The organism is Streptomyces sp. NPDC006687 (assembly GCF_040636215.1).
In the GTDB taxonomy this organism is placed as follows: Bacteria; Actinomycetota; Actinomycetes; order Streptomycetales; family Streptomycetaceae; genus Streptomyces.
In genome coordinates this window covers 212,359-237,327 of sequence record NZ_JBEYJJ010000005.1, presented here as the reverse complement: position 1 = coordinate 237,327, position 24,969 = coordinate 212,359, and the positions used below count along the sequence as shown (strand labels likewise).

24 protein-coding genes and 1 tRNA gene are annotated in these 24,969 nt (G+C 73.3%); 16 read left to right on the top strand and 9 right to left on the bottom strand.

Annotated elements, in window-relative coordinates; all coding sequences use genetic code 11:
- Positions 1 to 108 precede the first annotated feature (108 nt).
- The 4 genes from trpB (at position 109) to lgt (ending at position 4,332) form a co-directional block, all read left to right on the top strand.
- The gene (gene trpB, locus ABZ716_RS08995) at positions 109 to 1,383 is read left to right on the top strand and encodes a tryptophan synthase subunit beta (protein ID WP_358811929.1); all 1,275 of its coding nucleotides are present in this window, start codon (positions 109 to 111) and stop codon (positions 1,381 to 1,383) included.
- Positions 1,380 to 2,198: a tryptophan synthase subunit alpha gene (gene trpA / locus ABZ716_RS08990; protein ID WP_358811928.1), complete on the top strand. Its 819-nt coding sequence runs from the start codon at positions 1,380 to 1,382 to the stop codon at positions 2,196 to 2,198. Before trpB ends, trpA begins: the two co-directional genes overlap by 4 nt.
- Positions 2,199 to 2,293: 95 nt before the next feature.
- Entirely contained in the window at positions 2,294 to 3,259 is a 966-nt protein-coding gene (locus tag ABZ716_RS08985; protein ID WP_358811927.1) for a thioredoxin domain-containing protein, read from the top strand.
- Positions 3,260 to 3,348: 89 nt separating this feature from the next.
- A complete protein-coding gene (gene lgt, locus ABZ716_RS08980) occupies positions 3,349 to 4,332 on the top strand; it encodes a prolipoprotein diacylglyceryl transferase (protein WP_358957725.1) in 984 nt (327 codons plus the stop codon).
- 116 nt (positions 4,333 to 4,448) lie between these two features.
- On the opposite strand, the gene rbsK is transcribed toward lgt, so the two are convergent.
- Entirely contained in the window at positions 4,449 to 5,360 is a 912-nt protein-coding gene (gene rbsK / locus ABZ716_RS08975; protein ID WP_358957723.1) for a ribokinase, read from the bottom strand.
- A 274-nt stretch (positions 5,361 to 5,634) separates the two neighbouring features.
- Here rbsK and ABZ716_RS08970 point away from each other — a divergent pair, with 274 nt between their 5' ends.
- The 3 genes from ABZ716_RS08970 to ABZ716_RS08960 all read left to right on the top strand — a co-directional run bounded on the left by ABZ716_RS08970 (position 5,635) and on the right by ABZ716_RS08960 (position 12,856).
- Positions 5,635 to 6,366 carry a VIT1/CCC1 transporter family protein gene (locus tag ABZ716_RS08970; RefSeq protein ID WP_358957721.1) on the top strand — a complete coding sequence of 244 codons (732 nt, stop codon included), beginning with the start codon at positions 5,635 to 5,637 and terminating at the stop codon, positions 6,364 to 6,366.
- Between the two features lie 498 nt (positions 6,367 to 6,864).
- Positions 6,865 to 11,403, top strand: coding sequence for a glutamate synthase large subunit (gltB, locus tag ABZ716_RS08965; RefSeq protein WP_358957804.1), 4,539 nt, complete (start codon positions 6,865 to 6,867; stop codon positions 11,401 to 11,403).
- Complete coding sequence (locus ABZ716_RS08960) at positions 11,396 to 12,856, top strand: glutamate synthase subunit beta (protein ID WP_351883324.1); 1,461 nt, start codon at positions 11,396 to 11,398, stop codon at positions 12,854 to 12,856. The genes gltB and ABZ716_RS08960 overlap by 8 nt, the downstream gene beginning before the upstream one ends.
- Positions 12,857 to 13,071: 215 nt before the next feature.
- Here ABZ716_RS08960 and ABZ716_RS08955 read toward each other — a convergent pair whose 3' ends face one another.
- Positions 13,072 to 13,503, bottom strand: a complete 432-nt coding sequence (locus ABZ716_RS08955; RefSeq protein ID WP_358811920.1) for a hypothetical protein — start codon at positions 13,501 to 13,503, stop codon at positions 13,072 to 13,074.
- A gap of 38 nt (positions 13,504 to 13,541) precedes the next feature.
- Positions 13,542 to 14,531, bottom strand: a complete 990-nt coding sequence (locus tag ABZ716_RS08950; RefSeq protein ID WP_358957719.1) for a helix-turn-helix domain-containing protein — start codon at positions 14,529 to 14,531, stop codon at positions 13,542 to 13,544.
- 99 nt (positions 14,532 to 14,630) lie between these two features.
- On the opposite strand from ABZ716_RS08950, the gene ABZ716_RS08945 reads away from it, so the two are divergent.
- Entirely contained in the window at positions 14,631 to 15,548 is a 918-nt protein-coding gene (locus ABZ716_RS08945) for an NAD-dependent epimerase/dehydratase family protein (RefSeq protein ID WP_358957716.1), read from the top strand.
- Positions 15,549 to 15,551: 3 nt separating this feature from the next.
- Here ABZ716_RS08945 and ABZ716_RS08940 read toward each other — a convergent pair whose 3' ends face one another.
- Genes ABZ716_RS08940 through ABZ716_RS08930 form a run of 3 tightly spaced genes read right to left on the bottom strand, consistent with a single transcriptional unit; the run spans position 15,552 to position 17,464 of the window.
- A complete protein-coding gene (locus ABZ716_RS08940; protein ID WP_358811917.1) occupies positions 15,552 to 16,061 on the bottom strand; it encodes a pyridoxamine 5'-phosphate oxidase family protein in 510 nt (169 codons plus the stop codon).
- A 36-nt stretch (positions 16,062 to 16,097) separates the two neighbouring features.
- Positions 16,098 to 16,841 (bottom strand): VWA domain-containing protein, encoded by a 744-nt coding sequence (locus ABZ716_RS08935; RefSeq protein ID WP_358957713.1) that lies wholly within the window; start codon positions 16,839 to 16,841, stop codon positions 16,098 to 16,100.
- Positions 16,838 to 17,464 carry a PadR family transcriptional regulator gene (locus ABZ716_RS08930; protein ID WP_358957801.1) on the bottom strand — a complete coding sequence of 209 codons (627 nt, stop codon included), beginning with the start codon at positions 17,462 to 17,464 and terminating at the stop codon, positions 16,838 to 16,840. Before ABZ716_RS08930 ends, ABZ716_RS08935 begins: the two co-directional genes overlap by 4 nt.
- 119 nt (positions 17,465 to 17,583) lie before the next feature.
- Here ABZ716_RS08930 and ABZ716_RS08925 point away from each other — a divergent pair, with 119 nt between their 5' ends.
- From ABZ716_RS08925 to ABZ716_RS08915, 3 genes are all read left to right on the top strand, one after another.
- Positions 17,584 to 18,312 (top strand): glucose 1-dehydrogenase, encoded by a 729-nt coding sequence (locus ABZ716_RS08925; RefSeq protein ID WP_358811915.1) that lies wholly within the window; start codon positions 17,584 to 17,586, stop codon positions 18,310 to 18,312.
- Positions 18,309 to 19,274 carry an alpha/beta hydrolase gene (locus ABZ716_RS08920; protein ID WP_358957710.1) on the top strand — a complete coding sequence of 322 codons (966 nt, stop codon included), beginning with the start codon at positions 18,309 to 18,311 and terminating at the stop codon, positions 19,272 to 19,274. Before ABZ716_RS08925 ends, ABZ716_RS08920 begins: the two co-directional genes overlap by 4 nt.
- Positions 19,275 to 19,368: 94 nt before the next feature.
- Positions 19,369 to 19,809 carry a DUF1801 domain-containing protein gene (locus ABZ716_RS08915; protein ID WP_358811913.1) on the top strand — a complete coding sequence of 147 codons (441 nt, stop codon included), beginning with the start codon at positions 19,369 to 19,371 and terminating at the stop codon, positions 19,807 to 19,809.
- Positions 19,810 to 19,836: 27 nt separating this feature from the next.
- Here the strand turns inward: ABZ716_RS08915 and ABZ716_RS08910 are convergent.
- Positions 19,837 to 19,911, bottom strand: a tRNA-Ala gene (locus tag ABZ716_RS08910).
- Positions 19,912 to 19,977: 66 nt separating this feature from the next.
- Between ABZ716_RS08910 and ABZ716_RS08905 the strand changes: the two genes are divergently transcribed.
- The 4 genes from ABZ716_RS08905 to ABZ716_RS08890 all read left to right on the top strand — a co-directional run bounded on the left by ABZ716_RS08905 (position 19,978) and on the right by ABZ716_RS08890 (position 21,916).
- The gene (locus ABZ716_RS08905) at positions 19,978 to 20,316 is read left to right on the top strand and encodes a hypothetical protein (protein WP_358957708.1); all 339 of its coding nucleotides are present in this window, start codon (positions 19,978 to 19,980) and stop codon (positions 20,314 to 20,316) included.
- Between the two features lie 124 nt (positions 20,317 to 20,440).
- The gene (locus ABZ716_RS08900; RefSeq protein WP_358957705.1) at positions 20,441 to 20,821 is read left to right on the top strand and encodes a hypothetical protein; all 381 of its coding nucleotides are present in this window, start codon (positions 20,441 to 20,443) and stop codon (positions 20,819 to 20,821) included.
- Entirely contained in the window at positions 20,808 to 21,194 is a 387-nt protein-coding gene (locus tag ABZ716_RS08895) for a hypothetical protein (RefSeq protein ID WP_358957703.1), read from the top strand. The genes ABZ716_RS08900 and ABZ716_RS08895 overlap by 14 nt, the downstream gene beginning before the upstream one ends.
- Positions 21,191 to 21,916, top strand: a complete 726-nt coding sequence (locus tag ABZ716_RS08890) for a class I SAM-dependent methyltransferase (RefSeq protein ID WP_358957700.1) — start codon at positions 21,191 to 21,193, stop codon at positions 21,914 to 21,916. Before ABZ716_RS08895 ends, ABZ716_RS08890 begins: the two co-directional genes overlap by 4 nt.
- Here ABZ716_RS08890 and ABZ716_RS08885 read toward each other — a convergent pair.
- Both ABZ716_RS08885 and ABZ716_RS08880 read right to left on the bottom strand, forming a co-directional pair.
- Positions 21,883 to 22,938: an acyl-CoA dehydrogenase family protein gene (locus tag ABZ716_RS08885; RefSeq protein WP_358957698.1), complete on the bottom strand. Its 1,056-nt coding sequence runs from the start codon at positions 22,936 to 22,938 to the stop codon at positions 21,883 to 21,885. The genes ABZ716_RS08890 and ABZ716_RS08885 overlap by 34 nt on opposite strands.
- Positions 22,938 to 24,083 (bottom strand): acyl-CoA dehydrogenase family protein, encoded by a 1,146-nt coding sequence (locus ABZ716_RS08880; protein WP_358957695.1) that lies wholly within the window; start codon positions 24,081 to 24,083, stop codon positions 22,938 to 22,940. Before ABZ716_RS08880 ends, ABZ716_RS08885 begins: the two co-directional genes overlap by 1 nt.
- A gap of 61 nt (positions 24,084 to 24,144) precedes the next feature.
- Between ABZ716_RS08880 and ABZ716_RS08875 the strand changes: the two genes are divergently transcribed.
- Positions 24,145 to 24,951: an SDR family oxidoreductase gene (locus ABZ716_RS08875; RefSeq protein WP_358811907.1), complete on the top strand. Its 807-nt coding sequence runs from the start codon at positions 24,145 to 24,147 to the stop codon at positions 24,949 to 24,951.
- Positions 24,952 to 24,969 lie beyond the last annotated feature (18 nt).

Below are 24,969 nucleotides of genomic sequence, written 5' to 3'. Positions count from 1 at the left end.
ACCCCCACCCCCGTCCAGCGGGGTGCGCGGGCGACGGACCGACGGCGCCATACGGTGCATTCCAGCCACCCGTCGGCATCGCATACCGCATCACGTAGGAGTAGTGGCATGTCCACCAGCTCGTTCTTCCTCCCCGACCCGGAGGGCAGCGTCCCCAACGCCGAGGGCTATTTCGGCGACTTCGGCGGCAAGTTCATCCCGGAGGCCCTCGTCGCCGCCGTGGACGAGGTCGCCGTCGAGTACGAGAAGGCCAAGAGCGACCCGGCCTTCGCGGCCGAGCTCAACGACCTCATGGTGAACTACACGGGCCGCCCCAGCGCCCTGACCGAGGTCCCCCGCTTCGCCGAGCACGCCGGCGGCGCCCGGATCTTCCTCAAGCGCGAGGACCTCAACCACACCGGCTCGCACAAGATCAACAACGTGCTGGGCCAGGCCCTGCTCACCCGGCGCATGGGCAAGACCCGCGTCATCGCCGAGACCGGCGCCGGCCAGCACGGCGTCGCGACCGCCACCGCCTGCGCCCTGTTCGGCCTCGACTGCACCATCTACATGGGCGAGATCGACACCCGGCGCCAGGCCCTCAACGTGGCCCGTATGCGCATGCTCGGCGCCGAGGTCATCGCCGTGAAGTCCGGCTCCCGGACCCTCAAGGACGCCATCAACGAGGCGTTCCGCGACTGGGTCGCCAACGTGGACCGCACCCACTACCTCTTCGGCACCGTCGCGGGCCCGCACCCCTTCCCGGCCATGGTCCGTGACTTCCACCGCGTCATCGGCGTCGAAGCCCGCCGCCAGATCCTGGAGCGCGCCGGACGCCTGCCCGACGCCGTCGCGGCCTGCGTCGGCGGCGGCTCCAACGCCATCGGCCTCTTCCACGCCTTCATCCCCGACGCCGGCGTCCGCCTCGTCGGCTTCGAGCCCGCCGGGCACGGCGTGGAGACCGGCGAGCACGCGGCCACGCTGACCGCGGGCGAGCCCGGCATCCTGCACGGCTCCCGCTCCTACGTGCTCCAGGACGAGGAGGGCCAGATCACCGAGCCCTACTCCATCTCCGCGGGCCTGGACTACCCGGGCATCGGCCCCGAGCACTCCTACCTCAAGGACAGCGGCCGCGGCGAGTACCGCGCCGTCACCGACGACGCCGCCATGCAGGCCCTGCGCCTGCTCTCGCGCACCGAGGGCATCATCCCGGCGATCGAGTCGGCCCACGCCCTGGCCGGCGCCCTCGACCTCGGCCGGGAGCTGGGCCCCGACGGCCTGATCGTGGTCAACCTGTCCGGCCGCGGCGACAAGGACATGGACACCGCCGCCCGCTACTTCGGGCTGTACGACACCGACGGCGAAGTGGCCGAGAACGAGTTCTCCGAGGGGGACGACAAGTGAGCGCCAACGGAAACATCGAGCTGCTGAGCGCGACCCTCGCCAAGGCGAAGTCCGAGGAGCGCGCGGCGCTCGTCGCCTACCTCCCGGCCGGCTTCCCGACCGTGGACGGCGGCATCGAGGCCGTCAAGGCCGTCGTCGCCGGCGGAGCGGACCTGGTCGAGATCGGCCTGCCGCACAGCGACCCGGTCCTGGACGGCCCCGTCATCCAGACCGCCGACGACATCGCCCTGCGCGGCGGCGTGAAGATCGCGGACGTGATGCGCACCGTGCGCGAGGCGTACGAGGCCACCGGCGTCCCGATCCTGGTCATGACGTACTGGAACCCCATCGACCGCTACGGCGTCGAGCGGTTCACCGCCGAGCTGGCCGCCGCCGGCGGCGCGGGCTGCATCCTGCCCGACCTGCCGGTCCAGGAGTCCGCCCTGTGGCGCGAGCACGCGGCGAAGCACGGCCTCGCGACCGTCTTCGTCGTCGCCCCCAGCAGCAAGGACGAGCGCCTGGCCACCATCACCGCGGCCGGTTCCGGTTTCGTCTACGCCGCCTCCCTGATGGGCGTCACCGGCACCCGCGAGTCGGTCGGCGAGGAGGCCCAGGAACTGGTCCGCCGCACCCGCGCCACCACCGACCTGCCGGTCTGCGTGGGCCTGGGCGTCTCCAACGCGGCCCAGGCGCGGCAGGTGGCGGGCTTCGCCGACGGGGTGATCGTCGGCTCGGCCTTCGTGAAGGTGCTGCTGGACGCCCCTGACCTGCCGACGGGCCTGGAGGGCCTGCGGGCCCTGGCGGGCGACCTCGCGGAAGGCGTACGCAGGTCCTGACAGGGGACGGGCCCGGATCGGGGTTCTGTAGCCCGATCGAGTGGATTCGGGAGCGGGGAGGCACGCGAGTGCCTCCCCGCTTCGTTTGGCGGAACGTGAGCGAGAAGAACGACGGTGCGAACCGCGATGTGACGAAACGATCGGCCCGGGAGCGACTCCAGGCGGAGCGCGAGCAGCAGAGGAAGAAGGACAAGCGCAGGCGCGCCCTCGTCGTGGGCGGGGCGGTGGTCGGCGTACTCGGCCTGGCCGCCGTCGTCGGCGTGATCGCGGCCAACACCGGCAAGGGCGACAAGTCGGCCAAGGGCCCGGTCGCGGCCCCCTCGGGCGCCACCGGCAAGGACGCGCTCGCCATCCAGACGGGCAAGGACAGCGCCAAGTCCACCCTCACGGTCTGGGAGGACTTCCGCTGCCCCGCCTGCAAGGCGTTCGAGGACAGCTACCGCGACACCCTCCACGACCTGGAGAACCGGGGCCTGCTCAAGATCGAGTTCCACCTGGTGACCCTGATCGACGGCAACATGCGCGGCACCGGCTCGCTGAACGCGGCGAACGCGGCGGCCTGCGCGCAGGACGCCGGCAAGTTCCCCGCGTACCACGACGTCCTCTTCGTGAACCAGCCGCCGGAGACGGACGACGCCTACGCCAAGAACGCCAAGCTGCTGGAGCTGGCGGGGAAGGTCGGCGGGCTCGACACCCCGGCGTTCCGCTCCTGCGTGGAGGACGGCACCCACAACAGCTGGGTCGCCAAGTCGCACGAGGCGTTCCGGGCCGGGAAGTTCAAGGGCACCCCGACGGTGCTGCTCGACGGCAAGGACATCTTCGGCGACCAGGCCAACCCGCTGACCCCGCAGAAGCTGAAGGAGAAGGTCGAGGCCAACGCGGGCGCGGCCGGCGCCCCGAAGCCGTCGGGTTCCGCTTCGGCTTCCGGTTCCGCTTCGCCGTCGGCCTCGGCATCCGGGAAGCCGGGCTCCGTGGCGAAGACGGGTGCGTCGGGGTCGTCAGGCGGTTCGTCCGGCTCGTCCGGTGCGAAGACGGTGACCAAGGGGACTACGGAGGACTGAGCGGCGGCGACCGCCGGGTGTGGTTTTGGTTTCAGCTTGCCGGGCGGGTTGCGGTGGCCACCGCCCGGCAGGGTAGCGTCAGCCTTGCCATGACCCTTGCTTACATCCCCAGTCCGTCGACCGGCGTGATCCATCTCGGACCGATCCCGCTCCGCGGCTACGCGTTCTGCATCATCATCGGCGTCTTCGTCGCCGTCTGGCTCGGCAACAAGCGGTGGATCGCGCGCGGCGGACAGCCGGGCACGGTCGCGGACATCGCCGTGTGGGCGGTGCCGTTCGGCCTGGTCGGCGGTCGCCTCTACCACGTGATCACCGACTACCAGCTCTACTTCGGCGAAGGCCGGGACTGGGTCGACGCCTTCAAGATCTGGGAGGGCGGCCTCGGCATCTGGGGCGCGATCGCGCTGGGCGCGGTGGGCGCCTGGATCGGCTGCCGGCTGCGCGGCATCCCGCTGCCGGCCTGGGCCGACGCCCTCGCCCCCGGTATCGCCATCGCCCAGGCGTGCGGCCGCTGGGGCAACTGGTTCAACCAGGAGCTGTACGGCCGCCCCACCGACCTGCCGTGGGCGCTGAAGATCAGCGAGGGTCCGAACCGGGTCGCCGGCCTCTACCACCCGACCTTCCTCTACGAGTCCCTCTGGTGCCTGGGCGTCGCCGCCCTGGTCATCTGGGCGGACCGCCGCTTCAAGCTGGGACACGGGCGGGCCTTCGCCCTGTACGTGGCGGCGTACTGCTCGGGACGGGTCTGGATCGAGTACATGCGGGTCGACGAGGCCCACCACATCCTGGGCCTCCGCCTGAACGTGTGGACGGCCATCGTGGTCTTCATCCTCGCGGTCGTCTACTTCGTCCTGTCGGCGAAGCTGCGCCCGGGGCGGGAGTCGGTGGTCGAGCCGGTCGCCTCCGGCGGTTCGGACGAGGCGGAGCCTGGCGGGGCGGCTGACGCCGCTGCGGCTGGTGAGGGGGCCGAGTCCGCTGAGCGGGCTGACGCCGTCGAGCCGGAGAAGGCCGAAGCGGCTGAGCCGAAGCCGGTCGGGCTGACGAAGTCGGCCCCGGAGGCCGACAAGACCTGACGCGCCCTGCGCGGCGGGTGCCGCTGCGCGGGGCCGGGGTCCCCTGCCCGCCCTTCCACCGTTCCCAGGGGCCCCGCCCCCGGACCCCCGCGCCTCACACGCCCGGGAGGCTGTCCTCAGCCCCGTTCCGCGCCGGAGGCCCCGGCGGCGGCGTCCGTCTCCGGGCGGGTCGGCATCGAGGACTGGGCCCCCGGCCGCTGCACCGACAGCGCCGCCGCCACCGAAGCCCAGCGCAGCGCGTCCGGCACCGGCCGGCCCTCCCCGAGGGCCACCGCGAGCGCCCCCACGAAGGTGTCCCCGGCGGCGGTGGTGTCCACCGCCCGCACCCGGGGCGCCGGCACGGTCAGCGGCTCCCGGCCCCGGGCTGCGTACAGGGAGCCCGCCGCACCCAGGGTGATCACCACCTCCGGCACCTCCCGCAGCAGCGCCCCGGCGGCCCGGTGCGGGTCGGCCAGCCCGGTCAGGGCGGCGGCCTCGTGCTCGTTGGGCACCAGCAGGTCGGTCGCGGCGAGGAGCTCGGGCGGGAGCGGCTGCGCGGGCGCCGGGGTGAGGACCGTGCGCACCCCGTGGGCGCGGGCCGCGCGGGCGCCCGCCAGGACGGCCGCCATGGGCAGTTCGAGCTGGAGCAGCAGGCAGTCGGCGGCGCCGATCCGCGACGCGTCGCCCGGCTCCAGGCCGGTGACGCGGCCGTTGGCGCCGGGGATGACGACGATGCTGTTCGCGCCCTCGTCGTCGACGGTGATGTGAGCGGTGCCGCTGGCGCCCTCCACGGTGCGCAGGGCGGCGGTCTCCACCCCCGCCCCGTCGAGGGCCGCCCGCAGCCGTACGCCGAACTCGTCCGCGCCGACCGCGCCGATCATCACCACCTCCCCGCCGAGGCGGGCGGCGGCCACCGCCTGGTTGGCGCCCTTGCCGCCGGGAACCGTGCGGAACTCCCGCCCGGTGACGGTCTCCCCGGGGCGCGGGGCCCTGGGGACGTAGGCGACGAGGTCCATGTTCGTACTGCCGAGCACGGCGATGGCCGTCATGGTCGGGCTGCCTCCTGAGCGGTGGGACGGGCGCGTAGGGCAACCGTGCCACGATCACGTCCCGCCGAGCCCCCTGTCCTGGCGCCAGGACAACCCGGGCCGCCCCCGCCGAGGAGGGCCGCGGGCCCGCGAAAGCGCAGGTAAGTACGGCCTTCCTTGCTGGCGGGAGCCGTAAATCGTGCGTAGTTTCGAGGTGTTCGGGGAGTGCCCAGGGAGGGCCCGGCTGCGCGTGGCTTTCGCGTACCCGCTCATGCGAAAAGGGGAGATACGCCGCATGTCCATCATCGACACCGAAGCACCGCTGCACACCGCGCACCGCGACAACCACACCCACCGCGACGTCAACGGCGGATGGCTGCGCCCCGCGGTCTTCGGCGCCATGGACGGGCTCGTCTCCAACCTCGCCCTGATGACCGGTGTGGCGGGTGGTGCGGTGGCCCCGCAGACCATCGTCATCACCGGCCTCGCCGGTCTCGCCGCCGGCGCCTTCTCGATGGCGGCCGGCGAGTACACCTCCGTGGCCTCGCAGCGTGAACTCGTCCTCGCCGAGCTCGACGTCGAGCGCCAGCAGCTGCGCAAGCACCCGGTCGACGAGATGGAGGAGCTCGCCGAGCTCTACGTCTGGCGCGGGGTGGAGCCCGCCCTCGCCCGTGAGGTGGCGATGCAGCTGTCCCGGGACCCGGAGCAGGCGCTGGAGATCCACGCCCGCGAGGAGCTCGGCATAGACCCCGACGACCTGCCCTCGCCGCTGGTCGCCGCGGTGTCGTCCTTCGGCTCCTTCGCGCTGGGCGCGCTGCTGCCCGTCCTGCCGTACCTGCTCGGGGCGACGGCCCTGTGGCCGGCCGTGCTGCTGGCGCTCGTCGGGCTCTTCGCCTGCGGCGCGGTGGTGGCGCGGGTGACGGCCCGGTCCTGGTGGTACAGCGGTTTGCGCCAGCTTGTCCTGGGTGGTGCCGCCGCCGGTGTGACGTACGTCCTGGGAACCTGGATCGGCGGCGCCATAGGCTGAGCGGCCTGGGAGTGGGAGACTATGCGGTACGTGACATAACCAGGCACCCGACACGGTGTCCGCCACCCGTCACGAATCCGGTGGTTTCACTTCCGTCGCCACCGGGCATCAAGACCACGGCGCCGGGCAACGATGCTCGCTAACGCCCGTGTCACGAACGTGTCACGCGGGGACCTTCACCCCCACCGAATCCGCGGGAGCCGTCGAGCTCGTTCATGCCCCGCGGATCCTTGCGGATCGCCGCGGAACACCGGAGATCGGCAGATCAGCGCAGATCACCCCCGAAGGCTCCCCCTCTCCCGCCTCGTGCGTGTCCGCATGTTGGGACGCGGATATCCGCTTCTCGGGATAACCGCCATCATGTAACCTGCACGAAATTTCGCAGAGGGCCAACGTCGTCCCTCGGCCAGCACATTTGCCACGACGACGACGGGAGAGCCGATGCGTTCCGCATCCACGCACTCCGCGACCGGCCCCAGCACCACTGCCTGGTCGCCCATGGACGGTCGCCCCGCCCAGCAGGGCATGTACGACCCGCGCAACGAGAAGGACGCCTGCGGCGTCGGATTCGTGGCGAACCTCACCGGCGAGGCGACCCACACTCTCGTCGAGCAGGCCCTGACCGTTCTGCGGAACCTTGAGCACCGCGGCGCCACCGGCTCCGAGCCGGACTCCGGCGACGGCGCCGGCATCCTCTCCCAGGTCCCGGACGCCTTCCTGCGCGAGGTCGCCGGATTCGATCTCCCCGAGGCCGGCGCGTACGCCGTCGGCATCGCCTTCCTCCCCGCCGACGGCCCCGCACAGGCCGTCGCCGTGGAGCGCATCGAGGCCATCGCCGCCGAGGAGAACCTCACGGTCCTCGGCTGGCGCGAGGTCCCGGTCACCCCCGACCTGCTCGGCAACGGCGCGCGCGCCACGATGCCCGCCTTCTCGCAGCTGTTCGTCAGCAATGGCGCCAGCGGCATCGAGCTGGACCGCAAGGCGTTCGTCCTGCGCAAGCGCGCCGAGCGCGAGGCCGGGGTCTACTTCCCCTCGCTCTCCGCCCGCACCCTCGTCTACAAGGGCATGCTGACCACCGGCCAGCTGGAGCCCTTCTTCCCGGACCTCTCCGACCGCCGCTTCGCCTCGGCGCTGGCCCTGGTCCACTCCCGGTTCTCCACGAACACCTTCCCGTCCTGGCCGCTGGCCCACCCGTACCGCTTCGTCGCGCACAACGGCGAGATCAACACGGTCAAGGGCAACCGCAACTGGATGAAGGCCCGCGAGTCCCAGCTGGCCACCTCCGCCTTCGGCGAGGCCGCCCTGGACCGCATCTTCCCCATCTGCACCCCGGACGCCTCCGACTCCGCCTCCTTCGACGAGGTCCTGGAGCTGCTCCACCTCGGCGGCCGCTCGCTGCCGCACAGCGTGCTGATGATGATCCCGGAGGCGTGGGAGAACCACACCTCCATGGACCCGGCCCGCCGCGCCTTCTACCAGTACCACTCCACGCTGATGGAGCCCTGGGACGGCCCCGCCTGCGTCACCTTCACCGACGGCACCCAGGTCGGCGCGGTCCTCGACCGCAACGGTCTGCGCCCCGGCCGCTACTGGGTCACCGACGACGGCCTCGTCGTCCTCGGCTCCGAGGTCGGCGTCCTCGACATCGACCCGGCCAAGGTCGTCCGCAAGGGCCGCCTCCAGCCCGGCAAGATGTTCCTCGTCGACACCGCCCAGAAGCGGATCATCGAGGACGACGAGATCAAGGACGGGCTCGCCTCCGCCGCCCCGTACGCGGACTGGCTGGAGACCGGCGAGATCGAGCTGTCGGACCTGCCCGAGCGCGAGCACATCGTCCACACCCACGCCTCGGTCACCCGCCGCCAGCAGACCTTCGGCTACACCGAGGAAGAGCTGCGCGTCATCCTCGCCCCCATGGCCCGCACCGGCGGCGAGCCGCTCGGCTCCATGGGCACCGACTCGCCGATCGCGGCCCTCTCCGAGCGCCCCCGGCTGCTGTTCGACTACTTCACCCAGCTCTTCGCGCAGGTCACCAACCCGCCGCTGGACGCCATCCGCGAGGAGCTCGTCACCTCGCTGCTCTCCTCGATCGGCCCGCAGTCCAACCTGCTGCAGCCGACCGCCGCGTCCTGCCGCAGCGTCACCCTGCCCTTCCCGGTGATCGACAACGACGAGCTGGCCAAGCTCATCCACATCAACGCCGACGGCGACATGCCCGGCATGAAGGCCGCCACGCTCTCCGGCCTCTACCGGGTCTCCGGCGGCGGCGAGGCCCTCGCCGCCCGGATCGAGGAGATCCGCGCCGAGGCCGACGCCGCCATCGCGGCCGGCGCCCGCCTGATCGTCCTGTCGGACCGCCACTCCGACGCCGAGCACGCGCCGATCCCGTCGCTGCTGCTCACCTCCGCCGTGCACCACCACCTCATCGCCACCAAGCAGCGCACCCAGGTGGGCCTGCTGGTCGAGGCCGGTGACGTCCGCGAGGTCCACCACGTCGCCCTGCTCATCGGCTACGGCGCCGCGGCCGTCAACCCGTACCTCGCCATGGAGTCCGTCGAGGACCTGCTGCGCGCCGGCACCTTCATCGAGGGCATCGAGCCCGAGCAGGCCATCAGGAACCTGATCTACGCCCTCGGCAAGGGCGTGCTGAAGGTCATGTCCAAGATGGGCATCTCCACCGTCGCCTCCTACCGCGGCGCCCAGGTCTTCGAGGCCGTCGGCCTCGACGAGGAGTTCGTCGCCACCTACTTCAACGGCACCGCCACCAAGATCGGCGGCGCCGGCCTGGACGTCATCGCCAAGGAGGTCGCCGCCCGCCACGCGAAGGCGTACCCCGTCTCCGGCATCGCGGCCACGCACCGCGCGCTGGAGATCGGCGGCGAGTACCAGTGGCGCCGCGAGGGCGAGCCGCACCTGTTCGACCCGGAGACGGTCTTCCGCCTCCAGCACGCCACCCGCAACCGCCGGTACGACATCTTCCGCAAGTACACGGACCGGGTGAACGAGCAGTCCGAGCGCCTGATGACGCTCCGCGGCCTCTTCGGCTTCCACTCCGACCGCCCCTCGATCCCCCTCGACGAGGTCGAGCCGGTCTCCGAGATCGTCAAGCGCTTCTCCACCGGCGCCATGTCGTACGGCTCCATCTCCCAGGAGGCGCACGAGACCCTCGCCATCGCCATGAACCAGCTGGGCGCCAAGTCCAACACCGGTGAGGGCGGCGAGGACCCCGACCGCCTGTACGACCCGGAGCGCCGCTCCGCGATCAAGCAGGTCGCCTCCGGCCGCTTCGGCGTCACCAGCGAGTACCTCGTCAACGCCGACGACATCCAGATCAAGATGGCCCAGGGCGCCAAGCCCGGCGAGGGCGGCCAGCTGCCCGGCCACAAGGTCTACCCGTGGGTCGCCAAGACGCGTCACTCGACGCCCGGCGTCGGCCTGATCTCCCCGCCGCCGCACCACGACATCTACTCCATCGAGGACCTGGCCCAGCTGATCCACGACCTCAAGAACGCCAACCCGGCCGCGCGCATCCACGTGAAGCTCGTGTCCGAGGTCGGCGTCGGCACGGTCGCGGCCGGTGTCTCCAAGGCCCACGCGGACGTCGTCCTCATCTCCGGCCACGACGGCGGAACGGGCGCGTCCCCCTTGACGTCCCTCAAGCACGCGGGCGGCCCCTGGGAGCTCGGCCTCGCCGAGACCCAGCAGACCCTGCTGCTCAACGGCCTGCGCGACCGCATCGTCGTCCAGACCGACGGCCAGCTCAAGACCGGCCGCGACGTGGTCATCGCCGCGCTGCTCGGCGCCGAGGAGTTCGGTTTCGCGACCGCGCCGCTCGTCGTCTCCGGCTGCGTCATGATGCGCGTCTGCCACCTGGACACCTGCCCGGTCGGCATCGCCACCCAGAACCCGGTGCTCCGCGAGCGCTTCTCGGGCAAGCCCGAGTTCGTCGTGAACTTCTTCGAGTTCATCGCCGAGGAGGTCCGCGAGATCCTCGCCGAGCTGGGCTTCCGCACCATCGAGGAGGCCGTCGGGCACGCCGAGCTCCTCGACACCAGCAAGGCCGTCACCCACTGGAAGGCGCAGGGCCTCGACCTCGAACCCCTCTTCCACGTGCCGGCCCTGCCCGAGGGCGCCGTCCGCCACGCGGTGATCGAGCAGGACCACGGTCTGGAGAAGGCCCTCGACAACGAACTGATCGAGCTCGCCGCCGACGCGCTGAACGCCGAGACCGCCGAGGCGGCCCAGCCGGTCCGCGCCCAGGTCGCCATCCGCAACATCAACCGGACCGTCGGCACCATGCTCGGCCACCACGTCACCAAGAAGTTCGGCGGCGCGGGCCTGCCCGACGACACCATCGACCTGACCTTCACCGGAAGCGCCGGCCAGTCCTTCGGCGCCTTCCTCCCCAAGGGCATCACCCTGCGCCTGGAGGGTGACGCCAACGACTACGTCGGCAAGGGCCTCTCCGGCGGCCGGATCGTGGTCCGCCCGGACCGCGGCGCCGACCACCTCGCCGAGTACTCCGTCATCGCCGGCAACACCATCGGCTACGGCGCCACCGGCGGCGAGATGTTCCTGCGCGGCCGCACCGGCGAACGCTTCTGCGTCCGCAACTCCGGCGCCCTGGTCGTCTCGGAGGGCGTGGGCGACCACGGCTGCGAGTACATGACCGGCGGCACGGCCGTGGTCCTCGGCGAGACCGGCCGCAACTTCGCGGCGGGCATGTCGGGCGGCGTCGCGTACGTCATCGACCTCGACCCCCGACAGATCAACTCCGGCAACGCGGGGGCCGTCGAGGCCCCCTCGGACGAGGACAAGCAGTGGCTGCACGATGTGGTGCGCCGCCACGAGGAGGAGACCGGCTCGACCGTGGCCGCGAAGCTCCTGGCTGACTGGGACGCCGCCGCGGCCCGCTTCAGCAAGATCATCCCGACCACGTACAAGGCAGTGCTCGCCGCCAAGGACGCCGCTGAGCTGGCCGGACTCTCCGAGTCCGAGACCACCGAGAAGATGATGGAGGCGGCGACCCATGGCTGACCCGAAGGGCTTCCTCACCACCCCGCGCGAGACCGCCTGCACCCGTCCCGTGGCCGAGCGCGTCAAGGACTGGAACGAGGTCTACGTTCCGGGCTCGCTGCTGCCGATCATCAGCAAGCAGGCCGGCCGCTGCATGGACTGCGGCATCCCGTTCTGCCACAACGGCTGCCCGCTGGGGAACCTGATCCCCGAGTGGAACGACTTCGCCTACCGCGAGGACTGGGCGGCGGCGTCGGAGCGCCTCCACGCGACGAACAACTTCCCGGAGTTCACCGGCCGTCTGTGCCCGGCTCCCTGTGAGTCGGCGTGCGTGCTCGGCATCAACCAGCCGGCCGTCACCATCAAGAACGTCGAAGTCTCGATCATCGACCAGGCGTGGGACAACGGCGACGTCACCCCGCAGCCGCCCGAGCGGCTGTCCGGCAAGACCGTGGCCGTCATCGGCTCCGGCCCCTCCGGCCTGGCCGCCGCCCAGCAGCTGACCCGGGCCGGCCACACCGTGGTCGTGTACGAGCGCGCCGACCGCATCGGCGGCCTGCTGCGCTACGGCATCCCCGAGTTCAAGATGGAGAAGGTGCACATCAACCGCCGCATCGAGCAGATGCGCGCGGAAGGCACCAAGTTCCGCACCGGCATCGAGGTCGGCCGCGACATCACGGCGACGGACCTGCGCAAGCGGTTCGACGCGGTGGTGGTCGCCGCCGGTGCCACCGTCTCCCGCGACCTCCCGGTCCCGGGCCGCGACCTCAAGGGCATCCACTTCGCGATGGAGTACCTCCCCCTCGCGAACAAGGTCCAGGAGGGCGACTTCGTGGCGCCCCCCATCACGGCCGAGGGCAAGCACGTGGTCGTCATCGGCGGCGGCGACACCGGCGCGGACTGCGTCGGCACCGCACACCGCCAGGGCGCCCTCTCCGTCACCCAGCTGGAGATCATGCCGCGTCCGTCGGAGGACCGGCCGGAGTCCATGCCGTGGCCGACGTTCCCGATGCTGTACAAGGTCACCTCGGCCCACGAGGAGGGCGGCGAGCGGATCTACTCCGTCTCGACCACCCACTTCGAGGGCGACGAGGACGGCAACGTCCAGGCCCTGCACCTGATCGAGGTCTCCTTCGAGGACGGCAAGCTCGTCCAGAAGCCCGGCACCGAGCGGGTCCTGCCCGCGCAGCTGGTCACGCTGGCGATGGGCTTCACCGGCACCGACCAGTCCAACGGCCTGGTCGAGCAGTTCGGGGTGGAGCTGGACGCGCGGGGCAACATCGCCCGTGACGCCTCGTACGCGACCAACGCCGACGGCGTCTTCGTCGCCGGCGACGCCGGCCGCGGCCAGTCCCTGATCGTGTGGGCCATCGCGGAGGGCCGCTCGGCCGCCCGCGGCGTGGACCGCTACCTGACGGGCACGAGCGCCCTCCCGTACCCGGTCAAGCCGACGGACCGCTCCCTGATGGTCTGATGTCCTCCCGCCGGGCTCGCACCGCTCGGCCGCAGGCGGCCTCCCCGGCTTCGTCCGGCTGCGCCGGCCTCCGGCCGTCGGTGGGCCTGGTGTCACGCGTTACCCCGCCCTCCCGGCGGGACCCCTCATACGGTCCGTACAACGGAGTACGGCACTGAACACGACGCCCGTCATGTCCCCGACCAGGGATGACGGGCGTCGTGGCGTTCGGGTGGCTACTCCGGCTGGACGACCACCGCGGCCCAGCGGAGGGTGGGGGTCGAGGTGGTGACCATGGCGCCGAAGCCGCCGTGGAGGCCCGTGCCCAGGGGGACGGTGATGCGGGCCGGGGTGTCCGTCGGGCAGGTCAGGGTGAAGGGGGCCGGGTTGCGGTCCGGGGTCTCGTCCAGGGTGAAGGAGACCACCATGCTGCCGCCGCCCTCGCAGGCGAAGGTGGTGTAGGTGTCCAGGTTCGGGGACAGGCCGCCGGAGACGAAGCCGCTGGAGCCGGTCACCTCGGGGACCCAGATCAGCCCGTCGGGCCCCGGGTGGGGGAGGAGTTCGGTCGGGTCGGCCGCCTGGGCGGTGCCGGTGGCCAGGGTGAGGGCCGCCGTCGTGAGGGCGAGGGCGAGCGCGGTGCGCCGGCGTGCCTGGAACGTGTGCTTCATGGGTTCCCCCCGTGAGTGCGTGTTCGCTTCCCTCCACGCTAGGGGCCGGCACTGACAACGCGGGCGGCCGTGCGATAGGCGGTGGGGGTGAGGCCCGTGTGGCGTACGAGGTGGCTGCGGAGGGAGTCCGCCGTACCCAGGCCGCTCCGGGAGGCCACCTGGTCCATCGGCAGGGTGGTGGTCTCCAGGATCTCGCGGGCGCGGTCCAGGCGTTCGTGCAGCAGCCACTGAAGGGGGCTGAGGCCCGTCTCCGCGCGGAAGCGGCGGGTCAGGGTGCGTACGCTCGTGCCCGCGTGCCGGGCCAGATCGGCCAGGGTGGTCGGCTCGTCCAGCCGGCTCAGGGCCCAGGCGCGGGTGGCTGCCAGCGAGGTGCCGCGCTCGGGCGGGAGCGGGGTCTCGACGACCTGGGCCTGGCTGCCCGGCCAGCCCGGGGCCGCCACCACGAGGCGGGCGGTGGCCCGGGCGACCGCAGAGCCGAGGTCGCGGCGCACCATGTGCAGGCACAGGTCGATTCCCGCCGACATGCCCGCCGACGTGAGGATCCCGGCGTCGTCGACGAACAGGACCCCGGGGACCAGGGACACCGAAGGGTGCAGGCGCCGGAACTCCTCCGACGCGGCCCAGAAGGTCGTGGCGCGACGGCCGTCCAGCAGGCCGGCTTCCGCGAGGACGAAGGCACCCGTGCAGATCGACGCGATACGGGCCCCCCGCGCGGCCGCGCTCCGCAGCGCCTCCAGGACCCGCGGATCGGCGTCCCCGCGCGCGCCCGTCCCCGTCACCATCACCGTGTCGGCCCGCCCGACCGCCTCCAGGCCCCGCCGCACCACCACGTCCAGGCCGTACAGCGCCTCCACCACCCCGGGGTCCGGCGCGCAGACCGTCACCTCGTAGGCCGGCTCCCCGCCGACGGCCGTCACGCCGAAGACCGCGTCCGGGATCGACAGGTCGAAGGTCGTCACCGGCGGCAGTGCGATCACCGCCACCCGGTGGGGGCGGCCGGCCGCCGTCCCCGCTCTCGTTCTCATCATGGCCCGAATCTCCGGAGACCTGGCATTCGGGCCACTACTGTACGGGCGCGCGCGGCCCGAGAGTTGAGCCATCCACGCACTGAGCAAGGGAGTACGGCCATGGGCCTGCACGTCATCACCGGCGCCGGAGCGATCGGCGCCGCCACCGCTCGACTGCTCGCCGGAGCGGGCGAACACGTACGCCTCATCACCCGCAGCGGCGGCGGACCCGACCTCCCGGGCGTCGAGCGCATCGCCGCCGACGCCACCGACAGCGGACGGCTGGCCGGACTCCTGCACGGGGCGCGGACCCTCTACAACGCCGCCGCCCCCGCCTACCAGGACTGGCGGACCCGCTTCCCGCCCCTCGCCTCCTCCCTGCTCACCGCCGCCGAACGGACCGGCACCGACTACGTGATGCTGGGCAACGCCTACGGGTACGGGGACGCTCCCGGCCCCCTCACCCCCGACCTGCCGATGCGGCCGAACTCCGGCAAGGGCCGGGTCAGGGCCGCCATGTGGGAGCAGGCGCTGGCGGCGCACCGCGCCGGGCGGGTCCGCGTCACCGAGGTGCGGGCCGGGGACTTCCTCGGCGGGGGCGCCTTCGGCCTGTTCCCCCTGATGGCCGTCCCGGCCGTACTCGCCGGCGCCGAGGCCGTGCTCCCCGTCGGCCTCGACCAGCCGCACGCCTGGTCCTACGCCGACGACGTCGCGCGCACCCTGATCGCCGCCGCGGGGCACGCCGACAGCTGGGGCCGGGCGTGGCACGTGCCGTCGTTCTCGGAGCTCACCCCGAGGCAGCTGATGGGCCGCCTCGCGCAGGCCGCCGGGGCGCCCGCCCCCCGGCTGCGGACGATGACACCGCAGGAACTGGAGGCGGCCTGCGCCGCCGACCCCCTGATGGCCGAGGTTCCGGAGACGGCCTATCTGTACGACCGCCCCCTGCTGCTCGACGCCTCGGCGACCCGACGCGTCCTCGGCGTGCGGGCCACGCCGCTGGACGCCGTACTGGAGGAGCTGGTGCGGACCGCGCCCTGACCGTCAGGCGGTGGGGACCTCGTGGGCCGGTTCGTCGTCGGGGCCCCGGCGCAGGGTGTGGAGGCCCCGGGCGGGGGTCCAGGTGCGCAGGACCAGTTCCGTGCCGTCGACCGTGGTGTGGACGACCTCCGCCAGGTCGGCGTGGAAGAGGTGGAAGGGGTGCGGGGTGTCCATCTCCTCGGCGTAGCGGTGGAGTTCGGGAGGGTCGACGATCTCCACCGCGCGCCCCGAGATCCGCACGTCCCCGTCGGGCATGGTGTCGTCCGGGCCGGGGTTGGTGTGCAGGGCGAAGCGGGGATCGCGCTGGAGGTCGCGGGCCTTCAGCGATCCCGCCATCATGCCCAGCCACAGCTCGCCGCCGCGGAACTCCACGGTGAGCCCGGTGAGCCGGGGGGAGCCGTCCTCGCGGAGGGTGGCCAGGACGTGGTGGGGGAACTGTGCGAAGCGGGCCCGCACGGCCGCCGCGAACTCCGGTTCCGCCTTCTCGAACGCTGCCCAGTTGTTCGTCGTCATACGGCCATGAAAGCGTGCCCCGCCGGTCCGGGCCGGTCAGGCGCGCACGATGCCCGCCAGGCGTGCCGCCTTCAGCCAGGACGGGAATTCGCTGATGAGGCGGTCGTAGAGGGCGGCGTCGGACACGGCGCGCGGGTCGGGGCCCGCGTGGAAGTAGCCCGCGTTGTCCACCGCCCGCTTCTGCGGCACGGGCAGTTCGTCCAGGCGGCGCAGGAAGTCGAACTGGTTGCTGCGGGTGTTGCCGAAGCCGACGAACTGCCAGAAGAGGGGCAGGCGCGCCGCCTTGCACAGGTAGCGCTCCGCCGCGGTCTTGTCCACCGGGCCGCCATCCGTCTGGAAGACGACCAGGGCCGGTTCGGCGGCGCCCGAGTCCAGGTAGTGGTCGATCACCGCGTCCATCGCGAGGTGGTAGGAGGTCCGGCCCATGTGGCCGAGGCCGGCGGCGATCTCCGTGACCCGGCCCTCGTGGCCGCTCAGGGGGACCTCCTCGATGGCGTCGACGCCGGTGGAGAAGAAGACGACCGGGACGCGGCCGTCGTCGTCGAGGTGCGCCGACAGGCCGAGGACGCGGTCGGCGAACGCCTGCACGGTGCCGTCGTCGTAGTAGGGGCGCATGGAGCCGGAGTAGTCCAGGACCAGGTAGACGGCCGCCCGTACGCCGTCCAGGCCGTGCTTGCGGAGCGAGACGCCGGCGCTCTTGTAGAGGCTGACCAGGGCCGGGGCCGTCTCCTCCAGCTTGCGCAGGCTGATGGCGCTGCCGCCGTCGCCGTCGCCGCTCATGACGCGGCGTCCGTGCGGGGACGGCCGTCCAGGGCCTCGATGTCCTCCAGCATGGCCGCCGCCAGGTCCCGCTCGGAGGCGTAGTACCGCTCGGCCCATCTGAGGGTGAGGGTGGGGTACGCCCAGGCCGCCTCCTCCGGTGCGGCCGCCCGGTCCGCCTCCGCCCCGCGTCGCATCTCCTCGGCGAAATCGCGCTGCTGGAGCAGGAGTCCGCGCATCTGTTCCGGCTCCAGCAGATGGCCGAGCCACAGCCGCAGCATCGGCCCGTGCTTGAGCACCGGCGGGTCGACGGGCGTCTCGCGCGCCCAGCGCCGCACGGCGTCCATGCCGGCGCCGGTGATCCGGTACACCCGCTTGTCACGGGTGCCGGAGTCCTGCGCCACCCTCCGGGAGGAGGCGTAACCGGCCCGCTCCAGGCGTTTCAGCTCGCTGTAGATCTGGCTGAAAGAGGGGCTCCAGTAGAAGAAGCGCAGCGACCAGTCCGACCATTTCTTCAGGTCGTAGCCGGAGAGCTCCTCGCCGAAGGAGAGCAGTCCGAGCACGGCCCAGCTGGTCGCGGGGAGTGCGCGCCGGGCCGCCGCGCCGGAGGTCTCTTCTGCCGTCTCGTCTGCCACGCAGCGCAGTCTACGACCGGTTCCGGCGGCGCCCTTCCCCCTGTGGGATGCGACTGCTAGAAGTATTTCAATTAGTCATATGGGGGTGCGTGGTGCCGCTCAACTCGCATGCCGGGCAAGGGGGAAGCATGGTCCGGCTGGACGGGAAGGTCGTCGTCATCACCGGCGCCGGGCGCGGTCAGGGGGCCGAGGAGGCCCGGCTGTGCGCGCGGGCCGGGGCGCGGGTCGTCGTGACGGACCTCCGGGAGGAGGAGGGCCGGGCCGTCGCCGGGGAGCTGGGCGACCAGGGGTTGTTCGTACGGCATGACGTGGCCGACGCCGGCAGCTGGGCCGGGGTGGTGCGTGCGGCCGTGGACGCCTTCGGGGGTGTCTCGGCCCTGGTCAACAACGCCGCCCTGTGGCGCACCGCGCACGTCGAGGAGCAGAGCGCGGAGGGGTTCGAGGAACTGCTGCGGGTCAACCTGCTGGGGCCGTTCCTGGGCATCCAGGCGGTGGCCCCGGTGCTGCGCGCGGGCGGGGGCGGCTCGATCGTCAACGTCTCCTCCACCGCCGGGCTGGTCGGTATCCCGGGCCATGCGGCGTACGGGTCCACCAAGTCCGGGCTGCGCGGGCTGACCCGGTCGGCGGCGCTGGACCTGGCCGGGGACGGGATCCGGGTCAACTCGGTGCATCCGGGCGCCGTCGACACGCCGATGGTGGCGGGGGCGGTCGAGGGGCGGGACTGGTCGGACGTGCCGCTGGGGCGGATGGGGAGGCCGGGGGAGGTGGGGGAGCTGGTGCTGTTCCTGTGTTCGGACGGCTCCTCGTACGTGACGGGCGCCGAGTTCGTGGTCGACGGGGGGATGACGGCGCGATGAGCGGGGGTGTGGGGAGGGGGGACCCGCTGTCGCCGGAGGCGCGGAGGCTGTGCGACGCGATGGCGGCGGCCTTCCCCGGGCCGGGGGACGTCGCCGCGCTGCGGGCGGCGGCCGGGGCGGGGGCGGGCGCGAGCGGTGCGGCGGCCGCGGGGGAGCCGTGGGCCGGGGCGGGCGCCGTACGGGATGCCGTCGCCTCCGGGGTTCCGGTGCGCGTCTACGATCCCGCGCCGGGCGGGCGGGGACGGGTGCTCGTCGTGTACCTCCACGGTGGCGGCTGGGTGATGTGCGGGCTCGACACCCACGACGCCCTCTGCCGTGAGCTGGCCGGGACCTCCGGGGCGGTGGTCGTCTCGGTGGGTTACCGGCTGGCACCGGAACACCCCTGGCCCGCGGCGGCGGACGACGCCCTGGCGGTGGTGCGGTGGGCGCGGGCCGAGGCGGGCCGGCTGGGCTGCGACCCGGGGCGGGTGGTGGTGGCGGGGGACTCCAGCGGGGGCAACCTGGCGGCCGTCACCGCGCTGCGTGCGCCCCGGCTGCTCGCCGGCCAGCTCCTGGTGTACCCGCCGCTGGACGCGTCGATGGGCTCGGAGTCGGTGGCGGCGTACGGGCGCGGGTACTTCCACACCGCCGCGCACATGGCCTGGTACTGGGAGCAGTACGGCGGCGACCCCGCCCACCCGTACGTCTCGCCGCTGCGGGCACCCGATCTGTCCGGGCTGCCGCGCACGCTGATCGTCCTCGCCGGCTGCGACCTGCTGCGGGACGAGGGGCTGGCGTACGGGCGCCGGCTGGCGGAGGCGGGGGTGGACTGCGAGGTCCGGCTCCACCCGGGGGTCTTCCACGGCTTCCTCGGCCTGCCGCTGCCGGCCGCCGCGTCGGCCCGGGCGGGCGCGGCGGCGTGGCTGGCCGCCACGGGGAGGCGGGGGGCGGACCCCGGAAGCGGACGAGTGGCCTCCTCCTGAGCCCTCGCTCCCGGGCGCCGGTCCGTCTGTCAGTGGGGAGGGCTACGGTTGGTCGCAGGTCGGCACATCAGGTCGTCTGAGGGGGAGATCTGCCATGAGCAGGGCGCACGAGGGGTTTTCGGCCGAGGAACGGGCCGCGATGAAGGACCACGCGCAGGAGCTGAAGACGGCCGCGCGCCGCGGCTCGCGCGCGGACAAGGAGGCGGCGGCGCTCCAGGAGGTCCTGGCGAAGATCGCCGAGATGCGGGAACCGGACCGGATCATGGCCGAGCGGGTGCATGCGGTGATCACCGCCAACGCCCCGGCGCTCGCGCCGAAGCTCTGGTACGGGATGCCGGCGTACGCGCTGGAGGGGAAGGTCGTCTGCTTCTTCCAGAGCGCGGAGAAGTTCAAGGCGCGGTACGCGACGCTCGGTTTCAGCGATGTGGCGCGGCTGGACGACGGCCCGATGTGGGCGGCCGGCTTCGCCCTCACGGAGGTGACGGACGAGGTGGAGGAGCGGATAGCCGAGTTGGTGAAGCGCGCGGTCGGCTGAGCCGTCGCTTCCCGGGAGGAGTAGGGGGGCGGGGCGGCCGGATTCGAACCGGCGTCCTCCTCCATGCTGTGTAGGCGCACTACCTCTGTGCTACGGCCCCGCCCTTGTGTTCGATCTTAGGCGGGCGGCGGCGGGTGTGCACCGGGATATCCCCGGCATGATGTGTCCATGCCTGGATTTCTCCTGCGCAACTGCCTGCTCCTCGCCGTGGAGTTCGGGGCCGCCGCGCTGCTGCGCGATCCCGGGACGCCGTGGATCCCCGTGCTGCTGGCGGTGTTCGTGGCCGGCTCGGCCGTGCCGCACGGCACCGGGGCGGAGTTCGGGGCCCGCTTCCTGGTCGCCCTCACCGCCGTGGGGGTGGCCCGGACCTGGGCCACGGCGTGGGTGGGGCACGGGCTCGCGGCCCAGGCGGGGCTCGGGGTGCTGTTGCTGCTCCAGACGGCGGCCCTGCTCCGGCTCTCGCGCCGCGGTCGCCGCCCGCGCCGCCGCCGGAGCCGCCGCCGCTGAACCCGCCGCCGCTGAACCCGCCGCCCCGCCCGGCCCCCCGGGCCGGCCCCGCCGCTCCCCGATTCGCCTTCCCCGCGCCCGAATTCGTTCGCCCGCCCGCGTCCCCGCGCCTAGGGTCGCCCGCATGTCCAGCACCCCGCCGCCCCTGCCGCCGTCCACCGCAGGGCCCACCACCACCCTCTGGCGTCCCACCGGCCCCGTGGAGCTCGACCTGGTCCGTGCCCTCGGCTACCGCGCCTGGCCGCCCCGGCTGCCCGAGCAGCCGATCTTCTACCCGGTGCTGAACGAGGACTACGCGGTCCGCATCGCCCGCGACTGGAACGTCAAGCACGACGGCGCGGGCTTCGTGACCCGCTTCGAGGTGGACTCGGCCTTCCTGGAGCGCTACCCCGTCCAGCGCGCGGGCGGCGAGACGATCCTGGAGCTCTGGGTCCCGGCGGAGGAGCTCCCGGAGTTCAACGCCCACATCGCCGGGCGGATCGAGGTGGTCCATGAGTTCCGCTGAGGGGGTGGCCTACCCCGCCCCCTGCCCGTCGTGCCCCGCCGACACGGAGGTCGAGGCGGGCCTCGTGTGGACCGGGGGCCGGCTGGAGTGGGGGTACGCGTACCGCTGTCCGGGCTGCGGGGCGGAGGCCGCCGCGTGCGGCCGGGGTGTGCCCCCGGCCGACCTGCGGGACCGGCTCCTCGCCGAACACGGCCCCAGCCGCCTGGATTTCCCCGGAGGCGGGGTCGCCGTGATGCAGGTGCTCCGGGCCGTGCTCGGGATCTCCCTCGGCGAGGCGCGGCGGGTCGTGCGGGAGGGGTACGAGGCCACCGGGCCCGAGGTCGCCAGGGTCGCCGAAGCGGTGCGCGCGGGGGCAAGGAGAATAGCCGGATGACGACTCGTGCACGGTCCTTCGATGCCGCCGCCGCCCTCTATCACGCCTCCCGGCCCGGATACCCCGGCGCGCTGTTCGACGCCGTCGAGGAGCTCGCCGGGATGACCCTGCGCGGGGCCCGGGTGGCCGACGTGGGGGCCGGGACGGGGATCGCCAGCGCCCTGCTGCACGCACGCGGGGCGCGGGTGCTCGCCGTCGAGCCCGGGGACGGCATGGCCGCCGAGTTCCGCCGCGCGCACCCGGCGATCCCCCTCATGCGCGGCGACGGCGACCGCCTTCCGCTCGCCTCCGGCGGCTTCGACCTCCTGACCTACGCCCAGGCATGGCACTGGACCGACCCCGCCCGTTCCGTCCCCGAGGCCCGCCGCGTGCTGCGCCCCGGCGGGGCCCTCGCCCTGTGGTGGAACGACCTGGACCTCTCCGTGCCCTGGATCGCCGAGCAGGACGAGCGCATCGCCGAGCTCTTCGGGGCCCCCGCGGGCCTCCAGCCCCGGGAGGAGCCGGAGGCCCTGGACCTGACCACCCGTGAGGTCCGCTGGTCGCGCCGGATCCCGATCGACGCACACCTCGCCAACCTCTCCAGCCACTCCGCCTTCCTCCTCCTCGGGGAGCCCCGCACCCGGGAGTTCACCGCCGCCGAGCGGGCGCGGCTGCTGGAGCTGTTCCCCGACGGGACGGTGGAGGAGTCCTACGTGGTCACCCTGCGCGTGGCCGTCGTCTGAGGCAGGCCGCGGACCACCTCCGCCCGGCACTGCGACGGCCCGCCCCACGCGTCCCGCAGCGGCCGGGCCTTGCGCAGCCACAGGGACAGGTCCAGTTCCTCGGTGTAGCCGACCGCGCCGTGCAGCTGGAGGGCGGTGCGGGCGGCCGCGTACGCCGCCTCGCCCGCCGCCAGCTTCGCCGCCGCGACGTCCGCGTCCGACAGGGACAGCGCCGCCGCCCACACCAGCGGCCGGGCGAACTCCAGCCCCAGGAGGGTGTCCGCCAGCCGGTGTTTGACCGCCTGGAAGCTCCCGACCGGCGCCCCGAACTGGCTGCGCTGCTTCACGTACTCCACCGTGCGCGCCAGCAGCGCCTCGCCGACGCCCAGGCACTGGGCCGCCGTCAGCAGCCGGGCCCACCGCGCGGCCGTCCCGGCGGCGGCCGCCACGACCGGACCGGCCGCCAGCAGCTCCCCGCCCGCCGCCGGGAGGCCGAGCCCGCGCGCCGGGTCGAGGGAGGCCAGCCGCTCCCCGCCCCCCGGCGCCAGCCACAGCTCGGCCGAAGCCGAAGCCGACACCGAAGCCGCACCTGAACCCGCCCCCGTCACCCTGAAGCGGTACCGTGCCGCGTCCGGGTCCACGGCGTACGGGGAGCCGCCCGGCAGGGTCAGGGTGGCCAGGGCCCCGCCCCCCGCCAGCCCCGGGAGGAACCGTTTCGCCGGGCCGTCCTCCCCCCGCCCCGCCAGCTCCCCCAGCAGCACCGCCGCTGCGGCCGTCTCCACCACCGGCCCCGCCACCCCCGCCCGCCCCAGCTCCACGAAGCCCAGCGCCAGCTCCACCGGCAGCGGCCCCAGCCCCTCGTACGCCTCCGGCGCGGCCAGCGCCCACAGGCCCGTCCCCGCGAGCCGGGACCACAGGGCGAGCCCGGGCCCGTGGACCCCGGCCGCCCAGGCCCGTACGGTCGCCGGGACATCCGCCGCGCCCAGCAGGGAGCGCAGGGTCCGGGCGAAGTCGGTCTGTTCACCGGTCGGCAGGAAGCGCATCAGCGGCGGCCCTTCGGGAGGCCGAGCAGCCGCTCGGCGATGATGTCGCGCTGGATCTCGTTCGTCCCCGCGTAGATCGGCCCGGCCAGCGCGAACACCCACGGCTCGGCCCAGGGCCCGTCCGCCAGCTCCGCGTCCGGGCCCAGCAGGTCCAGGGCCGTCTCGTGCAGGGCGATGTCGTACTGCGACCAGAACACCTTGTTCAGGCTGGACTCGGCGCCGATCTCCCCGCCCGCCGCGAAACGGGTGGCGCCGGCCCAGGTGAACAGCTCGTAGGCGCGGGCGCCGACCACCGCGTCCGCGACCCGGTCGCGCAGCGCCGTGTCCGACGGGTCCCCCTTCTCCCGCCACAGCGCGGCCAGCCGGCCGGCGGCGGCCAGGAACCGGCCGGGGGAGCGCAGGGTCAGCCCGCGCTCGTTGCCGGTGGTGGACATCGCGATCCGCCAGCCCTGCCCCGGCTCCCCGATCACGTCCTCGTCCGGGACGAAGACCCCGTCCAGGAAGAGCTCCGCGAAGGCCGGCTTGCCGTCGAGCCGCCCGATGGGCCGTACGGTCACACCCGGCGCGCGCAGGTCGAACATCAGGTACGTCAGCCCCTGGTGGGGTCTGGCGGCCCCCGGGTCCGTCCGGAAGATGCCGAAGGCCCGGTCGGCGAAGGCGGCCCGCGAGGACCAGGTCTTCTGCCCCGACAGCAGCCAGCCCCCCTCGGTGCGCACCGCCCGGGACCGCAGGGAGGCCAGGTCGGAGCCCGCCTCCGGCTCCGACCACGCCTGCGCCCAGATCACCTCGCCGCTCGCCATGGGCGGCAGCACCCGCGCCCGCTGCCCGGGCGTGGCGTGGTCGAAGAGGGTCGGGGCCAGCAGGCTGATGCCGTTCTGCGAGACCCGGCCGGGCGCGCCCGCCGCCCAGTACTCCTCCTCGAAGACCAGCCACCGCTCGATGTCCGCACCCCGGCCCCCGTACTCCTCGGGCCACGACACCGCCGACCAGCGGCCCGCGTACAGCCGCGCCTCCCACTCCCGGTGCGCCGCGAAGCCCTCCTCCGTCTCCAGCGAGGGCAGCGGGGTCTTCGGCACGTGCTCGCGCAGCCAGGCCCGGGCCTCGGCCCGGAACGCCGCCACCTCGGGGGAGTGGTCGAGGTCCATCAGCCGTCCGCCTCCTTCGGGAGCCTTCCCTAACAAGTGTTTGGTAGGTTAACGTACGGCCATGAGCAGCGTCGAGGACTCCCGCGACCAGGCGCCCCCGTACCACCCCGCCCACGGCCTGCTGCGCGGCCGCACCGCCGTCATCACGGCCGCGGCCGGGGCCGGGATCGGCGGCGCCACCGCCCGCCGCTTCCTGGAGGAGGGCGCCCGGGTCCTGATCAGCGACGCCCACATCCGCCGGCTCAAGGAGAGCGAGAGCGCCCTCGCCGCCGAGTTCGGCGCGGACCAGGTCGCCTCCCTGCCCTGCGACGTCACCGACGAGGAGCAGGTGCGGGCCCTCTTCGCGCACGCCGGACAGCTCCACGGCGGGCTCGACATCGTCGTCAACAACGCCGGACTCGGAGGTACGGCCGCCCTCGTCGACATGACCGACGAGCAGTGGACCCGCGTCCTGGACGTCACCCTGAACGGCACCTTCCGCTGCACCCGCGCCGCCCTGCGCGCCCTGAAGGACTCCGGCCGGCCCGGGGTCGTCGTCAACAACGCCTCCGTCGTCGGCTGGCGCGCCCAGACCGGGCAGGCCCACTACGCCGCCGCCAAGGCCGGGGTGATGGCCCTGACTCGCTGCGCGGCGCTGGAGGCCGCCGAGTTCGGCGTACGTGTCAACGCGGTCGCCCCGAGCCTGGCCATGCACCCGCACCTGGTGAAGGTCACCAGTGAGGAGCTGCTGGCGGAACTCACCGCCCGCGAGGCCCTCGGCCGCTACGCCGAACCCTGGGAGGTCGCCAACGTCATCGTCTTCCTGGCCAGCGGCTACTCCTCTTACATGACGGGCGAGACGGTCTCCGTCAGCAGCCAGCACCCCTAGGCCCGGACGAGAATGGGC

Bases quoted from the DNA above. Each gene is read 5' to 3' on its own strand.
- trpB (WP_358811929.1), top strand. From the start codon at position 109: ATGTCCACCAGCTCGTTCTTCCTCCCCGACCCGGAGGGCAGCGTCCCC.
- lgt (WP_358957725.1), top strand. From the start codon at position 3,349: ATGACCCTTGCTTACATCCCCAGTCCGTCGACCGGCGTGATCCATCTC.
- rbsK (WP_358957723.1), bottom strand. From the start codon at position 5,360: ATGACGGCCATCGCCGTGCTCGGCAGTACGAACATGGACCTCGTCGCC.
- ABZ716_RS08970 (WP_358957721.1), top strand. From the start codon at position 5,635: ATGTCCATCATCGACACCGAAGCACCGCTGCACACCGCGCACCGCGAC.
- gltB (WP_358957804.1), top strand. From the start codon at position 6,865: ATGGACGGTCGCCCCGCCCAGCAGGGCATGTACGACCCGCGCAACGAG.
- ABZ716_RS08960 (WP_351883324.1), top strand. From the start codon at position 11,396: ATGGCTGACCCGAAGGGCTTCCTCACCACCCCGCGCGAGACCGCCTGC.
- ABZ716_RS08955 (WP_358811920.1), bottom strand. From the start codon at position 13,503: ATGAAGCACACGTTCCAGGCACGCCGGCGCACCGCGCTCGCCCTCGCC.
- ABZ716_RS08950 (WP_358957719.1), bottom strand. From the start codon at position 14,531: ATGATGAGAACGAGAGCGGGGACGGCGGCCGGCCGCCCCCACCGGGTG.
- ABZ716_RS08945 (WP_358957716.1), top strand. From the start codon at position 14,631: ATGGGCCTGCACGTCATCACCGGCGCCGGAGCGATCGGCGCCGCCACC.
- ABZ716_RS08940 (WP_358811917.1), bottom strand. From the start codon at position 16,061: ATGACGACGAACAACTGGGCAGCGTTCGAGAAGGCGGAACCGGAGTTC.
- ABZ716_RS08935 (WP_358957713.1), bottom strand. From the start codon at position 16,841: ATGAGCGGCGACGGCGACGGCGGCAGCGCCATCAGCCTGCGCAAGCTG.
- ABZ716_RS08925 (WP_358811915.1), top strand. From the start codon at position 17,584: ATGGTCCGGCTGGACGGGAAGGTCGTCGTCATCACCGGCGCCGGGCGC.
- ABZ716_RS08920 (WP_358957710.1), top strand. From the start codon at position 18,309: ATGAGCGGGGGTGTGGGGAGGGGGGACCCGCTGTCGCCGGAGGCGCGG.
- ABZ716_RS08915 (WP_358811913.1), top strand. From the start codon at position 19,369: ATGAGCAGGGCGCACGAGGGGTTTTCGGCCGAGGAACGGGCCGCGATG.
- ABZ716_RS08905 (WP_358957708.1), top strand. From the start codon at position 19,978: ATGCCTGGATTTCTCCTGCGCAACTGCCTGCTCCTCGCCGTGGAGTTC.
- ABZ716_RS08900 (WP_358957705.1), top strand. From the start codon at position 20,441: ATGTCCAGCACCCCGCCGCCCCTGCCGCCGTCCACCGCAGGGCCCACC.
- ABZ716_RS08895 (WP_358957703.1), top strand. From the start codon at position 20,808: ATGAGTTCCGCTGAGGGGGTGGCCTACCCCGCCCCCTGCCCGTCGTGC.
- ABZ716_RS08890 (WP_358957700.1), top strand. From the start codon at position 21,191: ATGACGACTCGTGCACGGTCCTTCGATGCCGCCGCCGCCCTCTATCAC.
- ABZ716_RS08885 (WP_358957698.1), bottom strand. From the start codon at position 22,938: ATGCGCTTCCTGCCGACCGGTGAACAGACCGACTTCGCCCGGACCCTG.
- ABZ716_RS08880 (WP_358957695.1), bottom strand. From the start codon at position 24,083: ATGGACCTCGACCACTCCCCCGAGGTGGCGGCGTTCCGGGCCGAGGCC.
- ABZ716_RS08875 (WP_358811907.1), top strand. From the start codon at position 24,145: ATGAGCAGCGTCGAGGACTCCCGCGACCAGGCGCCCCCGTACCACCCC.